3 protein-coding genes are annotated in these 1,821 nt (G+C 35.9%); all 3 read left to right on the top strand.

Annotated elements, in window-relative coordinates; translation table 11 throughout:
- Nucleotides 1-211 precede the first annotated feature (211 nt).
- The 3 genes from K1I44_RS14920 to tnpA all read left to right on the top strand — a co-directional run bounded on the left by K1I44_RS14920 (nt 212) and on the right by tnpA (nt 1,727).
- Complete coding sequence (locus K1I44_RS14920; protein ID WP_219986623.1) at nt 212-955, top strand: nucleotidyltransferase family protein; 744 nt, start codon at nt 212-214, stop codon at nt 953-955.
- 50 nt (nt 956-1,005) lie between these two features.
- The gene (locus tag K1I44_RS14925; RefSeq protein ID WP_219986624.1) at nt 1,006-1,278 is read left to right on the top strand and encodes a hypothetical protein; all 273 of its coding nucleotides are present in this window, start codon (nt 1,006-1,008) and stop codon (nt 1,276-1,278) included.
- Nucleotides 1,279-1,490: 212 nt separating this feature from the next.
- The gene (gene tnpA, locus K1I44_RS15625; RefSeq protein ID WP_483297881.1) at nt 1,491-1,727 is read left to right on the top strand and encodes an IS66 family insertion sequence element accessory protein TnpA; all 237 of its coding nucleotides are present in this window, start codon (nt 1,491-1,493) and stop codon (nt 1,725-1,727) included.
- Nucleotides 1,728-1,821: the final 94 nt, after the last annotated feature.

Raw genomic sequence — 1,821 nt, forward strand, 5'->3', positions numbered from 1 at the left:
AGAGAAAACGCACATACCTACAGGATGAGAGTAAGTAAAAGCGCTTACATATAACGATTTTATAAAACCATATATAACCAAAAAAATCGGTCGAGAAAAAAATCTCCCACAAAGTCTTGACTCAAACCTCCCTGTAATGATAATTTACAACATACGTTAATTACGTTATGCTATTAGTAGTTAAGATTTTTTATCTGGCTGGGGAAATTTTATGTTGCCTTATGAAGGAATTTGGGGAATTATAGAAAAAATTATTGAACATGGGCCGGAAATCAAGACTTCTCGTAGATACAAAGGTTTTGATGAAGAACTTTTTGAGGAACTAAAAAATAAGGTAGAAGAGTATTATTTAAATACAGCAGAATATCCAGATAAAATCGTTGAATTAATTAAGCATATTCCTGAAATTGACTTTACTTACCGTTATAAGGATCCTTCATCAATAAAGCTGAAATTAGAACGTAATCAATTGACAAAACAGCTCTACAAAATTGCAAACGACATTTTAGGAATGCGATTTATTATTAAAGCAGAGACTGCAGAGTTGAAACAGATAGTTCATGAATTTGTAACATGTTGTCCGTATGAACAAGATGCATGCAACATTGTTGATCAAACATTAGGGAAAACTTATGATGATGGGTATAAAGCTATTCACGTTTATATAAGACCAAATAATTATGTTTTCCCTATTGAAATTCAATTTTGGACAAGAACACATGCATTATTGAATGAATATTTACATGAACAAATATACAAAATGGATAATGATCAATTAAATCAATATGCGTTGGATTTGAGTAAGTGGCTTGAAAGTGTTCCAAGATTTCCTAATAGTGATGAAGTTGCAATTAAGTCATATGTAGACTATATTTATGAACAAGCATTTTCAAACAAATATTTAGATGAAAACGATGAAGATATTGATGACGTTGACCAATATTCAAATGGATAAAGTTAGGTATCAGTCGGGTATAATTCACGCATAAGTGAGGGAAATGAAAAATGAGCAAAGTTTATATTATTTCGGCTGCGGATGATAAGTCGGTTATTCTGGAATTACCGTCAACAAAAGAGGCTAAAATAGCCTACAAATACATTCGTTCTAAAACACCAGAAGCAAGTATTGGAGTATATGGTGCAAGAGATCTTCAAACATTTAGAAGAACACAAAGGACAATCGGACCTGCTACTGTGACGAGATCAGTTGAAACTTTTGTGAAAGCTTTGAACCTGAAAGAAAAATATATTTGGCGTGAACCAAAGACCACCTTATAAAAGAGGTGGTTTTCTTTTTGTTTTGATTGTCATGCCTGAGTTCGACAGTGACTAGGCAAACCAAATGCCTCTCATCCGTTGATATAAAGAGGACGAGAGACATTTGAGCATACCTAGGGTGTGTATCGTAAGCGTCAAACTCTCCCCACCTAGTTCTGCCCCTATATCCATGCCATAATTTCTTTAGAAATCTTTACGAAAGGAGTTTTGGCGTGGATAAAAACCAGTTAAGACGTGAATGGGAACAGCGTATTGCTGACTACAGGGCAAGTGGGCTCACACGAGCCCAATGGTGTCGACAAAATGGTTTAAAGGATCATCAGTTGAAGTATTGGATCAAACGGATCGAAGGCTCAACTGCCCAATCGAAATCTTCTACTACATGGACATCCGTTGTGATGGTCGATTCACCAAGCCATGTAACTATTCACCCCAGTGCTAGTGTATAAAAAAGCCCAGCACAAATAGGGCATTTCGGTCATAGAAAATGCCCTAGGTAGCGGAAAGAACTCGATCGATCGTTTCGCCTGCCAACAGAAGACA

The organism is Anoxybacillus sp. ST4 (assembly GCF_019448545.1).
Taxonomy (GTDB): Bacteria; Bacillota; Bacilli; order Bacillales; family Anoxybacillaceae; genus Anoxybacillus; species Anoxybacillus pushchinoensis.